At 70.6% G+C, this 12,519-nt stretch carries 8 protein-coding genes; 2 read left to right on the top strand and 6 right to left on the bottom strand.

The window, feature by feature from the left end; translation table 11 throughout:
- Both IEY88_RS21720 and IEY88_RS21715 read left to right on the top strand, forming a co-directional pair.
- The gene (locus IEY88_RS21720) at positions 1-1,224 is read left to right on the top strand and encodes a hypothetical protein (RefSeq protein ID WP_189156588.1); all 1,224 of its coding nucleotides are present in this window, start codon (positions 1-3) and stop codon (positions 1,222-1,224) included.
- Positions 1,221-2,489 carry a glycosyltransferase family 2 protein gene (locus IEY88_RS21715; protein ID WP_189156587.1) on the top strand — a complete coding sequence of 423 codons (1,269 nt, stop codon included), beginning with the start codon at positions 1,221-1,223 and terminating at the stop codon, positions 2,487-2,489. Before IEY88_RS21720 ends, IEY88_RS21715 begins: the two co-directional genes overlap by 4 nt.
- Here the strand turns inward: IEY88_RS21715 and IEY88_RS21710 are convergent.
- The 6 genes from IEY88_RS21710 to IEY88_RS21685 form a co-directional block, all read right to left on the bottom strand.
- Positions 2,486-5,905, bottom strand: coding sequence for a glycosyltransferase (locus IEY88_RS21710; protein ID WP_189156586.1), 3,420 nt, complete (start codon positions 5,903-5,905; stop codon positions 2,486-2,488). The genes IEY88_RS21715 and IEY88_RS21710 overlap by 4 nt on opposite strands.
- A 1-nt stretch (position 5,906) precedes the next feature.
- On the bottom strand, positions 5,907-7,049 hold the full coding sequence (locus IEY88_RS21705) for a hypothetical protein (RefSeq protein ID WP_189156585.1): 1,143 nt from the start codon (positions 7,047-7,049) through the stop codon (positions 5,907-5,909).
- Between the two features lie 69 nt (positions 7,050-7,118).
- Positions 7,119-9,485 carry a glycosyltransferase gene (locus tag IEY88_RS21700; RefSeq protein ID WP_189156584.1) on the bottom strand — a complete coding sequence of 789 codons (2,367 nt, stop codon included), beginning with the start codon at positions 9,483-9,485 and terminating at the stop codon, positions 7,119-7,121.
- Entirely contained in the window at positions 9,482-10,576 is a 1,095-nt protein-coding gene (locus tag IEY88_RS21695; RefSeq protein WP_189156583.1) for an acyltransferase family protein, read from the bottom strand. The genes IEY88_RS21700 and IEY88_RS21695 overlap by 4 nt, the downstream gene beginning before the upstream one ends.
- On the bottom strand, positions 10,573-11,616 hold the full coding sequence (locus IEY88_RS21690; RefSeq protein ID WP_189156582.1) for a hypothetical protein: 1,044 nt from the start codon (positions 11,614-11,616) through the stop codon (positions 10,573-10,575). The genes IEY88_RS21695 and IEY88_RS21690 overlap by 4 nt, the downstream gene beginning before the upstream one ends.
- Positions 11,613-12,236 carry a hypothetical protein gene (locus tag IEY88_RS21685; protein ID WP_189156581.1) on the bottom strand — a complete coding sequence of 208 codons (624 nt, stop codon included), beginning with the start codon at positions 12,234-12,236 and terminating at the stop codon, positions 11,613-11,615. Before IEY88_RS21685 ends, IEY88_RS21690 begins: the two co-directional genes overlap by 4 nt.
- Between the last annotated feature and the right edge of the window lie 283 nt (positions 12,237-12,519).

The raw sequence follows: 12,519 nt of genomic DNA, 5'->3' as shown, positions 1-12,519 counted from the left end.
GTGCGTGAAGAAACCGCCGTCGGGGGATCGCTCGGCTTGTTGTGCAGCACCGAACTGGACGGGCTCGGCGACCAGTTGCCCGTGCGCGTGCTCGAACGGGAGCTGAGGGAACGCCTGGGCGACTGGCGGATCACCCCGCTCGCGCGGCAGGCGCACTCGCACCGTGCCGACGGCGGGCTGGGGGCCACACCGCTCAGCTCCGTCGGGCCTGACGACTTCCACCTGATCGTCGTGTCGCCGTCCGGGCCGCTCGAGATCGCCGAGGTGCCCGGCAACGCGGTCGCGGTGGCGGTCAGGACGGGCGGCAAGGCCGGCCTCCGGGTGCTGTCGACGCGGGACGAGGGGCCTGACGTCGTGCCGAACGTCGGGGTGCTCGCCGACCGGCTGGTGGAGCCGGCGGTCCTCACCGCTCGTGTGCAGCACCTCCGGCAGCTCGGCAGGCTGCCCGAGCACCGGTACCTGGTCCTGCACGTCACCGCGAGCACGCCGCTCGCCCGGCTGCGGCCGGCCGTGGCCAAGGCCGCCGAACTGCTGGCCATCGACCACGTCGTGGTGCTGCCCACCGGCGTCAAGCCCGAGGACACCGGCTGGCCGACGATGCCGCACGACGCCGTCGTCGAGGACCGGCTGGCCGTGATCGCGAACGCGGCCGCGGTGGTGGCCGGTGACGAGCACGTGGCAGCGGCCGCGCAAGCGTTTGGCCGGACGTGGGTCCTGTTCGACCCGAAGGGTGCCGACCGCGCGGCCGTCGAGCAGTTCGGCAGCGCGGACCAGGTCGTCACCGCTCCGAGCAGGCTGGTCACCGCCATGCGGCGGGCGCTCAAGGTCGAGCGATCCGCCAAGGCCGTCCGGCTGCTGGACGACCACCTCAACGCGGTGGCGCGCCTCGCGGAGGAAGCCTTCGCGAGGACCGGGGGCGTCGAGCCGCGCGTCGCGTTGCTCGCGGCCGAGAACCAGGCGCTGCGCAAGGCGCACCGGCAGCTGCACGCGCGGTTGATCGCCGAACGGGAGGCGGTCGTCGAGCACATGCTCAGCCGCAGCGGCGACATCGGGCCCGACCTCGCCACCGAACGGCGGCTGCACGCCGATCTGGCGGCGCGGCACCGCGACGTCCTCGCCGCACTGGCCGCGGAACGGGCCGAACTCGCCGCGATGCGGTCCACCAAGCTCTACCGGTGGACGCGGCTGCCGCGCGTGGTCTACGGAAAGCTGCGCGGCCGGTGAACCCCCGCGTCACGTTCGTACTGGTCACCTACGGCGGCGGACCGATGGCGGCACGCTGCCTGGAGGTCCTCGCCGAGCACACCGAGCAGCCCTACGAGGTCGTGGTCGTCGACAGCGCGTCGCCCGACGGCACCGGGCAGTGGCTGCAGGACAACCTCCGCGCGGCGACCGTGATCCGGCTCGACGAGAACCTGGGGTTCGGCGCCGGCTGCAACGTCGGCGTCGAGCACGCGGGCACCGAGTTCGTCTGCTTCCTCAACGCCGACGTCGAGGTCACCGAGGGCTGGCTGGCCCCGCTGCTCGAGTTCCTCGACGGCAGGCCCGAGGCCGCCGCGGTCGCGCCGCTGATGGTCTTCCCCGACGGCCGGGTGCAGGAGGCGGGCAGCCTCCTCGGCGGCGACGCGTACAGCAGGGGCTGGGGCGACGGGCAGTACGACGTCGAGTCGTTCTACCCCCGAGTCGTCGACTACGCCTCCGCCGCGTGCCTCGTCATGCGGCGCAAGGCGTTCTACGAGGCCGGCGGGTTCTCGCCGGAGTACCACGTCGCCTACTACGAGGACACCGATCTGCAGTTCGTGCTGCGCCGGCTCGGCTGGCAGGTGTGGGTCCAGCCCGCGTCACGGGTGCTGCACGTCCGGCACGGAACGAGCTCGACGGCCACGGCCGAACGCCTCTCCGACATCAACCGCGAGGTGTTCCGCCGCCGTCACGCCGACGACCTGGCGACCCGCCCGCCGGCGCTGGGCATCCACGAGCACACCCACCGGCTGTGGTGGCTGCGCGATCGGCCCGCCACCGCACGGATCCTGGTCGTCGCCGACGAACACGTCGACGCGAACCTGCTCGCCGCGCTCAGGGCCCGGGACCACGAGGCCGCCGTCACGCTGTTCGTGCCGGAGGAACCGGAACAGGACTGGCGACCGGCCGGGATCGAGGTCGTGTCCGACGCCGAACCGGTGGCGTGGAGCCGTGAACGCGTCGGCCTCTACGACGTCGTCATCGCGCTCGGCCCCGGCACGGCGGCGGCGGAGATCACCGAGTGGCAGCCGCAAGCCGTCCGGGTGCTGCGCCTGGACGTGTTGCCGCACATCGCCTGGGAGAAGAAGTACGCACGCGACCTCAAGCGCGAGGACGCCATCCGCGCGGGCGTCGAACGCGCACGGCTCGCGAGCGCCGAGGAATGGGCGCAGACCGTCGTCCACGCGGACGCCGTGCTGGACGACGTCCTCGTCGAATGCGGTCTGGCGCCGGCGAGATCCCGCTAACGCTGAGCGCGCCGCAGCAACGCGGCCGCGAGCAGCCTTCGTTCGGCACCCGCCGTGTCCGGGCGGTCGCCTTCCAGCGCCAGCCGCACCAACGGCCACAGCCTGCGTTCGGCCGTGGTCAGTCGTGAGATGTGCTGGACCACCTCGGGCGACATCAGGTCGTGGTTGCGCATCAGCAGCACCGTGGCGAACTGCGCGATCCTGCGCGTCTCGTGCTCGATGATGTGGTCGAGCTCGGGTTGCTTGTGCGCCAACGAGTCCTGGTCGAGTCCGAGCGCGTACCTGGCCAGCCCCTTGAGGCCGGGCAGGCCCTCGGCGAGGCGGGGTACCTGCCAGCCGGTCACATTTGCACCGTGCTGGCGGTAGGAGTGCAGCGCCCGGTCGACGAACGCGATCCGGCCGATCGACAGGGCGCACGCGGCGAGCCACTGGTCGTGGTACGACGCGGGGGTGCTGGGCGGCAACGGCAGCATGCGCTCGGCCAGCACGTCCGCGCGCACCATGCTCGCGGCCCCGGTCACCGTGTTGAGGAGCAACAACTGCTCCAGGTCCGCGTCGGGCCCCGGCTTCGGCCTGCCCGTCCACACGCTGTCGGTGATCACCGTGCCGTGGTCGTCGACCAGTCGCATGTCCGCGTACGCCAGCAGCACCGACGGGTCGGCGAACTCCGCCACCAACGTCTCGATCTTGTCGGCGTCCCACAGGTCGTCCTGGTCGGACAGCGCGACGAACTCGGTGTCCGGCGGTACGAGTCGCAGCGCCCGCTCGAAGTTGCCGTAGAAGCCCGCGTTCTCGTCGTGCTCGACGACGACGAACCTGGGGTCGTCGCCCACCACGTCGCGCAACGTGGCCCGGCCGGTCTCGTCCGAGTTGTCGTCGCTGATGACGCACACCCAGTTCTGGTGGGTCTGCGCGCGGATCGTGTCGAGCTGCGCGGCGAAGTGGTGCCGCGGCGGGTTGTAGGTGGCGAGGCAGATCGCGACCCTCGGACCGCTGCCCGGCCACGTCGTCGCGATGCGTTCGACCGTCGCTTGTGGACGGACGTGCAGCGGCGGCAGGTCGCAGCGGAAGATCGTGCCGTCCGCCAGCGTCACCAGCAGTTCTAGCGTGATGAGACCCGGTGACGTGCGTGCGCGCACGGGCACCCGAAGCCGGATCCCGTTGCCGGGGTGGCCTGTCGTGCCGGGGCACGTCCTGCCGTCGGCGCGAACGGCGACGGTCTGCACCGGCAGGTCCTCGTGCACGACCGTGCCCTCGAGTTCGACGACCTGGCCGCGGCCGACCACGATCTCGCTCTCCGGCACCGCGACCTCGTACCGCAGCCGCGCGGCGCGGTCGTGCTTGCTCACCTCGCGGATCCGGCCACCGACCAGCGGTGCGATCGGGCCCAGCCGGCGCAGCACCGCGTCCGTCTCCTCGCCGCCCCTGCCGAGCAGCAGGTCACGGGTGCCGCGCAGCGCGCGGGCGGCGGGCCAGACGTACTCGCGTCCGATGTGGACGATGGACGAGGAGTCCAGCTTGTCCAGACGTGCCCGCAGTTCCGCGTTCTCATGGGCGAGCCGGTCCGCCAGCGCCGTCTGCTCGGTGAGGCGCGCGTCGGTGTCGGCGAGCTCCATCAACGAGTTGCCGACCAGGTCGTCCAACCGGCCGATCTCGTCGCGCAACGCGGCGGTGGCCGCGTTCGACTGCTTGTGCAGCTGCTCCAGTTCCTCGGAGCGTTCGTGCAGCTTGTCGGTCAGCTCGGTGGTCATCTCGGTGGCGCGCGCGGTCATCTGCTGCGCCGAGACCGCGATGTCCTGCAGTTCGGGAAGTGCGGGCCCTTCCCAGAGCCTCGGCCTGCCCGGCACGTCGAGCTCGTCCAGCAACGTGGCGAGCACGTCGTCCGCCGGCGTGCCGCTGACGAGCTCCTGCAACGTCGCCTCGGCCGGAAGCAGGTCGTCCCACCTCGGCGCGGGCACCGCGGCGAGCGCCGTCAGCTCTTCGGTGAGCTGCCTGATCGACCACTGCGCGGGCCACGGGTGTGCGGCGCCGCTGCGGTGGACCTCACGGGCGAACTCCAGCAGCGCCCGCACGAGCACGAGCTCGGCGTCCACTCCGGACTCGGCCTGCCACTCGAGGTCGATCCGGTGGTACGTCCCGTCTTCGGCGACGATGACGTTGCCGGGATGCACGTCGAGGCAGTCCGGCGGCAGCACTTGGACACCCTCGCGACCGGGCAGGAACGGGTGGCGTGCGTCGGCGTCGGTGTGGGGCCGCGCGTCCGCCGTGCAGTGCTCGCGCCACAACGCCAGGCGATCACGCAACCCGGCGAGGTCGTTGACCGCCAAGGCGTCGAGCAGCAGGCTGTCCAGCGCGACACCCGGCAACACCGGGTCGCGCTCGACGAGCACCTGGCGCAGCCAGCCCGCGACGCTCTCCCGGCCGTCGGCCACCACCAGGTCGAGATCACTGGTGAGGGTCCGCGAGCGCCGCCACTGCGGCAACCGTCCGTTGTTGACCATCCAGGCGAGGCCCGGCCGCAGGGTCCGTTCGACGGGCTCTCGCGTGCGCGCCGCGACGACGAGGAACGACGGCGAGACCGCCGCGCTGAACCCGTCCGCGACGGCGAGTCGGTGTGGCAGCCTCCCGGCGACCGCGCCGACGGTGCCGCCGAACGCGCCCTGCAGCGGGTCGCGCACGAGCTTGTCGATCAGTTCTGGGGCGTCGGGACGGTCGTGCAGCGACGCGTCCACGACGATCCGCGGGGTCTTGTAGTCCGGGTACGGCGCGAGCCAGCGCTGGGCGGTGAACCCGGCGGCGGAGAGCAGTTCACCGAGCCGCTGCCGGTTCCACGTCCGCGCGCCGGAGCCCGGATACCCGGCGGGACCCACCCACGACCTCCCGCGGTGGTCCTCCGCCCGGCCGAGCAGGTACCCGAGGCCGAGCTGGTTCTCGATCGCGAGCACCAGCACGCCGTCGTCGTCCAGGGCATCGGCGACATCACCCAGCAGTTGCTCGGGGTCGCAGTACTCCAGCACCCCGCAGACCATCGCGATGTCGAACGTCCCCTGCTTGCTCAACTCCACGGCGGGGCTGTCGACGATCCGCACGTTGGGCAGGTCGCGGCACCGTTCCCGCGCCGCGGCCGCGCGCAACGGCACGCCCTCGACGCCGACGACGTCCGCGCCCGCCTCGCCCATGGCCCGGCTCAGCACACCGCTGCCGCAGCCGACGTCGAGCACCCGTTGCCCCGGCCGGAAGTCGAAGGGCGCGAGCAACCCGAGCCGCTGAGGAGAGAAGTGGTAGGTGAGCTCCCACGAACCACCGAGGTTCGTGGCGAGCTCAGCCGAACCGGCGCTGACGTCCGTCGCCGCGCGGAGCCGTTCGAGAACGGCGTCCTCGGCGCCGTCCGCGTAGTCGACGACGTCGTTGCTCATGTCAGGCGGCCGGGAACTTCCTCGACACCGCGACGCTGTACTCCTGGAACTTCTGGATCAGGTCGGTGTCGGCGTCACCGATGGGCTCCTGGACCGTCGACGCACGCACGACCTGCTTGCCGGTCGAGTACACGACCACGTACGAGCCGCTCTGCTTCGGCTTGATCAGCTGGAGCACCTTGGCCTTCTCGGGCAACGCGCCACGAGCGCCGTCGACCATCCCGGACTTGCCCGCCGCCTCGGCGAGGTCGGCCGCGATCTTGGTGGCCTTCTCCGGGGAGTCGGTCTCGAACACCTCGGCGTGGTAGGTGAACGCGCCGTCCTTGCCGCCCTTGAACGCGATCTTCTGCACGCCCTCGGTGGTCAGCACGTCGCCCTCCTCCGGGGTGAGGAAGCCGGCCGTGACCAGCTTGTCCGGCGTGGCCTCGCCGTTGTTCGGGTCGGCCGTGCCCGGCGCCGCCGGCAGCAGTTCGAGTGCGGTTTTCGGCTTGGTGGTCGTGGAGGTCGTCGTCGCGGCGGCGGTCGTGTTCTCGGTGCCGCCAGAGCCGCCCCGCAGACCGAACCACCAGACCGCACCACCGATCAGCGCGATCACGAGGACCACGCCGATGATCGCGAACACCTTCTTGCCCTTGCCCGACGAGGACTCGTCGAACACCTCGGGACCCGAGCGCGACCAGTTGTCGTTCGACTGGGTCAGCCACGGCGGCGCCTGGTCGGTGCTGGCCTGCCACGGGGGCGGACCGGGCTGCTGGAAACCGTGCGCGGGGGAGGGCGGGCCGTAGTTCGGCTGGCCCATGCCGGCGCTCGGGACCGCCTGGGTGCGGTCGGCGTCCGCCGGCCGCGGCGTCACGACCTGGGTGGCGTCGGGGTTCGGGGCAGGCTTCGGCGGCTCACCACCGCCGACCGGGGTGATGAACTGGGTCGCCTGGGAACCCGTCGTCGGCCCCGCCGGCGCCGCTGACGGCGGCTGGGCCTGCCAACGCTGCTGCCCTGACGCTTGCTGGCCGCTCGTGTTGCTGGAGAACAGCACCTGGTCGCGGCGAACCCGGTAGTCGTCAGCCGAGATCCGGCCGCTCGCAAGCTCGTCGTCCAGCTTGCGCAGTTCGTCCTGCCAGTTCACGCTGACAGCCCCTTTCTCCATGTACGAACCCGGCCATTGTGCATGTCCCACCTGAGGGCTGACCCGTCAACCGCCAAGTCGTGACGCGGCCTATCGGACCGTTGGTCCGGATGCCTTATAACGCTCGACCTGACTGACCACCCGCAGTATCGCCTTGCGCAGAACCGGCGTCACACCTCGCCCCGCCACCGGTTCCGGTGCGGGAGCGGTGGGCGTGACCGGGTGAGAGCGCTTCCGCCAGACCTGCCAAGCGTCCTTGACCTGCTCTTCGATCCATTCCGCTGCCGTTTCGGTGCTGCGCGTGCGACGCAGATGGTCCCGCGCGGCCAGCCCGCGTTCGGCGGCTCGTGCCGGATCGTCCGCGACCTCGCGCATGGCCTGTGCGGCCGCATCGAGATCCGGTTCGGCCCAGCGCGCGTCCGGCGGATAGGGCGCGGCGTCCGGTCCGACCTCAACGATCTCGTACGGCACCGGCCAGCAGTTCACCGGGTCCAGGAACTCGGCGGTGCCGGAGTAGTCGGTGCTGATCACCGGGATGCCCATGGACATCGCCTCGGCGACCGTGAAGCCGAAGCCTTCCGAGCGGTGCAGCGACACGTAGCAGTCACTGTTCTCGTAGAGCTCGTGCAGTTCCTGCGCGGACAGGTACTTCTCGATCAACGTGATCCGGTCGTCCAGCGCCACGGCGGCCCGCAACTGCTCGGCGGCCGGGACGTGCAGCTTGCCGTTGATCACCTTCAGCACCAGCTCGACGTCGTCGCGGCCGGGGAACGCACGCCGGAACGCCTCGATGGTGCCGAGCGGGTTCTTGCGCTTGAAGACGCTGTTGAAGTCCATCGCGAAAAGGAACCTGGTGCGGCCACCCGGTTTCCTCGACACGGCCGCCCGGTGCCTGACCGGGATGGGGAAGACCTTCACCGGCTTGTCGGTGTGGGCGGCGATCGCCTCGCGGCAGAACTCGCTGATCGTCCAGACCTCGTCGAGGCTGTCGTAGACGTGCATCGACTCGGGGAACTCGTCGAGCTCCCACGACCACACGCCGATCTTGTGCCGGCCTTCGGCGACCTCGGGGTGCGCCTGCAGCACGGCACGGGTGAGGTCGGCGTTCACGCAGAGGACGCTGACCGGGAACCGCGGCCTGCTGACGTCCTCGGGAGCGTCGATGCCGAGCTCGTTGACCACGAACTCGTCCTCGATCACCGACGCCGTGGGCACGCTCGCCGCGGCGAGCGCGTCGTGCAGCGAGCGGCCCAGCTCACCCACGCCGAGCACCGCGGTGAGGTGGCCGAGCAGGTTGACGCCGAGCTCGTCGTTCGCGGGGGTGATCGGCTGCGGCGGTGCCGGGATCGCCCAGACCGGCAGGTCGCCCGCCGGCACGCCGAACGTCCGCAGCCAGTCCAGGTAGCCGGGGTTGGCCGCGTCGTTGTAGTAGCCGCGCAGGTCGGCCCGGTCGCGCCAGATCGCGGCCGCCCACCGGTTGAGCGTGCCGAGCTCGGGTTCGGTGAGCCAGTCGCGGAAGGGCTGCCCGCTGAACGCGTGCGGCGCCGGCTCGTCGTCCTCGATCGCGGCCTGCCGGTAGATCGCGCGCACCAGCGGCGTGATCTTCGTGCCGTCGGCTAGCTCGCTCAGCCACGTCGGCGCGACGTCCTCCGGCGCGATGTACCCGGCCTCGGTGAGCGCCGCCGCGTAGCGGTCGACCACCGGCGCCAGGTCGGGACGCGCGGAGAGCAGCGTGCGCGGCCGCCCGGCGAGGTGAGTGCTCAGCAGCCACGGCCTGGTCGCGTCGAAGCCGAGGAAGTCGATCACCTGGGTGTCGTCGCCGACCTGTCGTTCGAAGGCGTTCCAGACACCGGCCGTGGTGCGGGCGACGTGGTGCGGCCGCTGGCTCACGGCCTGGTCGAACCACGCCTGGTCGGCCCACACACCGCGGCCGAGGTCGATGGCGCGGAAGGTGCGGACGGCCTCCGCCCAGCCGTCCAGGAACTCCACCGCCTCCTGCGACACCACGACGAACCCGGGATCGAACACACCGGTGCCGACCAGTCGCCCCTCGTCGGACTTCACGTCGTCGAAGGGCCGGTGGAAGTGCGGCGAGACCACGAGCGAGTGCGCACCGGTGAGCAGGTCGTCCATCGGCGCCAGCACGAAACTCGACGACGTGAGGTGCACGGCGACGTCGGCGTCGAGGAGGAGCTCCCGCAGCAGCAACGGCTTGAGCGCCTCGGCGAGCTGCTCAGGCGGATAGGCCGTGGCGAGGCCGAAGTAGTCGTCCTCGGACACCCCGATCGCACCGGGACCCAGCAGGGTGATGCCGTTCTCCGAGCGCGCACCGGGTTCGGCGTCGAGCACGGCGATGACGAACCGGCTGCCGGGGTGGTGGGCCAGGTACGACCTGGCGAGCACCGTCGCCAGCGGCAGCCCGCTCTCCCTGGTGATCGTGCATGCGACCGCGTTCATGTGCTCCGGTTCCCCTGACCAACGGCGGGCTTGGTGCTGCGTGCCTTCGTCCGCTTTCGATACCACTGCTCCACCGGAGTCTCCACGAAGCGGTACATCAGTTCTGTCGCGATGAGCACCACGACGATCGCGATGCACATGGCCAACCAGTATCCGGTGAACGGGGTGATCAAGCGACGCAAGGGGATGCCGACCGGGATGTGCAGCAGGAAGAGGCCGTAGGTGCGTTTGGACGCCACCGCGACCCATCGCGCCCGCACCAGCTTTCCGTCTGCCCGGCTGGCCAGCAACACCACGATCAACAGGATGGCGAGGGTACGCGGGTAGGCCTCGCCGTTGCCGGGCCAGGTCTCGCTGGTCAGGTCTGCCCGGATGAAGAGCAGGTACTGCATCGCGCCGAGTGCGACACCGGCGAGCATCGGCAGTCTTCCCGACCGCACGAGTGCGATCAGCTGGCCGATGAACAGCACGGGGAGGAACGTCGCCACCTGACGCAGGAAGCTGAACGGAGGACCGCCCTCCGGTGGCACGACGGAGATCAACACCGACACGAGCGTGACCGCGACGGCCTGCGGCACCCAAGGCCAGCGCCTGAGCAGCGGCATGGTCGCGACGACGTAGAAGTAGAAGACGAACTGGAGCGCCAGCGTCCAGTCGATGCCGAGCACCTCTGACGTTTCCGGCACCAGGTAGTTGATCAGGAACGCGTTCAGGAAGAGGTCGCCGAAGTCCGCGGGCAGGGCGGCCGGCAGCAGCCCCGAGCTGACCATCGACCAGGCGATGAACACTGCGACCCACAGCGCGGGAACGAGCCGGACCGTCCGCCGCGCCAGGAACTCGGGACCGCTTTCCCGGAACGACGCGCCGGTGATCACCATGCCGCTGATCAGCAGGAACACCGCCACACCCGCGAACCCGAGGGTGGGGTTCAGGTGCAGCGTGTCGACCAGGAGCGAGTTGACCTCGTTCGCGGTGGCGTACTGCTCGCGATCGAGGTGGATCCAGTCCGCGTAGTGGTGGTAGACGACGGCGACCGACGCGACGACGCGGACGAAGTCGAGTCCGGGCATGTATCCCGGCTTCGTGTTCATGCCGTCACCCGTCGCACGAGCCGATGGCACGCGGCCGCGGTCGCACCGGTCCCGGCCACCGCCACCGCGAGCGCCACGCCGATGGGCAAGGGCCCTTTCAGCACGTCCAGCAGGGCGTACCCCACGACGCCTTGGAGCAACGCGAGCCAGATCGCGTGATCGCTGAGCCAGCGCACCACACGAGAGCTTGCGAGGCGTGCGGCCAGGTCACCGCTGAACACGACCGCCAGTCCGGCCAGCAGCATCGTCAGCACCGCCGGGACCGGGTACCACCACCTGGCGAACTCGGGCCTGAGCGTCTCGAGCATCACGATCACGAACAACGCCAGGAACCCGAAGCCGACCACGAACCCCGTCTTGAGGCTTGCCCGCTGAGCGAGCGCGATCAGTTGCCCGACAGCCACCAGGGGAAAGAAGACGATCACCCCCGCCAGCCGGCTGTCCGGCGCGACGGCGACCACGGCCGCCGACAGCACGATCTGCCCGAGAGGCACGACGAGCATCGCCAGACCGCGGTACTCGTTGATCACCGCAGCGGCTGCGGCGCCGGCCAGGAGGAGCAGCACGAACCAGGCAAGGGGTACGAGCAGCGGGACTTCGTCCACCACGAGGCCGATGAGCACGACGTTGCTCGCGGCCGCGAGGACGTCGGTCTCCGGTTCCACGGGAACAGACCAGATCCGTGCGCCGAACGCTGCGACGATCGCGGCGAGAACCGAGCTGACGCCGATCGGGAGGTAACCGCGCACCAGTTGCCACCGCAGTGGTGCGCGGTCGAGCTGTGCGAGGTAGCCACCGGTCGTCAGCAGCAGCATGACCGCGAACATGCCGAAGTCCTCGCCGATGCCGAGCGGCCGGTTGAGCACGTGCCGCACGGCGTCGAGGTACCCGAGGCGGACGTCGTGCTGGGTCGTCCACAGCCCGACGAGAAAACCGTGCAGGACGAGGACCGCGGCCACCGCGCGGAGCAACGCGACGGCGGGTTTCGGCACGCGCCGCGCCTCAGCGATCGGCGCGACAGCAGGTTCGGTCGAGGTCATTCCGGCTCGGCTTCCGCCGGAGCGTGTGCGAGCTGGCGGTCGAGCAGTTCCATGACCTGGTCCGTGGCGCGGGGACCGTAGCCGTCCACGCGCAGCACGTCCCGGCCGCGGACGTAGTGCGCGTGGTAGACCGCGCTCTTGTCCTCGTTGACGAAGCGGCGGAGCAGGACGTCGTCCGAGCTGGGGATGAGCTGGTGGTTGCCGCGGCCGAAGAGCGCGTCGAGCTCGTCCAACGCGGTGAACGGGCTCGCGCCGTCGCGAAGCGTGAACCTCCAGACCCCCACCACCGTGTCGTCCTTCTGCCTGGTCACGCGCGCTTCGATCTTCGCGACGCCGGTCGCCTCCGCGATCTCCAGTTCGTCCGCTGACAACAGCGAGTCACGCTCGAAGACGGCTGGGCGGCCGGTTTTGGCGAACGCGATGTCGCCGGGCGGGTCCACCAACGGATCCACGGCCTCGACATAGGGCAGTCGAGGCGTCGGGTCCGGCGTTGTCACGACCTCATCGGCATAGGCGTTCCCGGACCCGTCGCCCCATGCGGCCCACGCTCCCGCGCCGATGGCGACGAGCAGGGCGAGCACGGCCACGACTGGCGCGGCTCGACTGGCGCTAGCGGACATGACAGGACCCCCGGGAGCGACGGTCCGGAAATTCTCGCTGATCGCCAGTTGCTTTGGTTCCTGATTCGCTTGCTTCATGCAACAAGTCACACCGAGACCCGCTGATCCTGACGGTGCAGGTCATGGCCGCGGTCTGCGCGCCGGTCTTCCCCGCAAGCAGGACCGCGTGGCAACTAGCAGAAGATCAGACCGCACTGCCGCGTGGTCGTGGTGGTCGTCGGAGCCGGCGGACGTGGCCGAGTCGTGGTCGTCACCGGCGGCGGCGCCTGAGTTGTGGTCGTCA

The sequence above is a fragment of the Lentzea pudingi genome (assembly GCF_014646255.1).
GTDB lineage: Bacteria > Actinomycetota > Actinomycetes > Mycobacteriales > Pseudonocardiaceae > Lentzea > Lentzea pudingi.
Note: the sequence above shows the minus strand (reverse complement) of the source record. Positions and strands in the feature narration are given on the sequence as shown.

Coding starts and splice junctions, on each gene's coding strand:
- IEY88_RS21710 (WP_189156586.1), bottom strand. CDS start 5,905: ATGAGCAACGACGTCGTCGACTACGCGGACGGCGCCGAGGACGCCGTT.
- IEY88_RS21705 (WP_189156585.1), bottom strand. CDS start 7,049: ATGGAGAAAGGGGCTGTCAGCGTGAACTGGCAGGACGAACTGCGCAAG.
- IEY88_RS21700 (WP_189156584.1), bottom strand. CDS start 9,485: ATGAACGCGGTCGCATGCACGATCACCAGGGAGAGCGGGCTGCCGCTG.
- IEY88_RS21695 (WP_189156583.1), bottom strand. CDS start 10,576: ATGAACACGAAGCCGGGATACATGCCCGGACTCGACTTCGTCCGCGTC.
- IEY88_RS21690 (WP_189156582.1), bottom strand. CDS start 11,616: ATGACCTCGACCGAACCTGCTGTCGCGCCGATCGCTGAGGCGCGGCGC.
- IEY88_RS21685 (WP_189156581.1), bottom strand. CDS start 12,236: ATGTCCGCTAGCGCCAGTCGAGCCGCGCCAGTCGTGGCCGTGCTCGCC.